Here is a 581-nt window from a genome sequence, read left to right on the forward strand (position 1 = left end):
GGCCGAGGGTGGCACGTGTTGATGACGCTTATGGTGATAAGAACCTTATGTGCTCTTGCCCAAGTATCGAAAACTACATGTAATCGTATTTTTCGATAAATCATAAACAGTATTTTATAAAAAAAACCTCCAAGTCAGCAGCTGATTTGGAGGTTTTTATTTTGCCTTTATTAACTAATAACTTAAGAAATAACGTCATTAGTATTTAAATGACCAGTAACAGCCTAATATAATAAAACATCAATAAATTAATTTTTGGACAATGACATGCAACAAAAAAGTCGCGTTATTCTGATTCATGGTCTGCATCAAAGCGCTTGGATTATGCGACCATTGGCCAAACGCTTGCAAGCAGCAGGATTTGACACCCATCAGTATGGCTATCGTAGTATGCGTGATGGCATCAAAACCAATAGCGCCCGTCTAAATAGCTGGCTAGAAAACCATCATCATCCAGACCAACCAATCGATTTGGTCGGTCATAGTTTGGGCGGTTTGATTGTTCGTGATTTTGTCGCTGAATATCCACAATGGCAAATTGGGCGTTGCGTAACCCTTGGGACACCGCATTTAGGGAGTGT

The 581-nt window shown here is 39.9% G+C and carries 1 protein-coding gene; it reads left to right on the plus strand.

Annotated elements, in window-relative coordinates:
• Positions 1 to 267 precede the first annotated feature (267 nt).
• A partial coding sequence (locus V7D75_RS08510; protein WP_333614218.1) for an esterase/lipase family protein occupies positions 268 to 581 on the plus strand: 314 nt, incomplete at its 3' end.

It is taken from the genome of Psychrobacter sp. (assembly GCF_036731945.1).
GTDB lineage: Bacteria > Pseudomonadota > Gammaproteobacteria > Pseudomonadales > Moraxellaceae > Psychrobacter.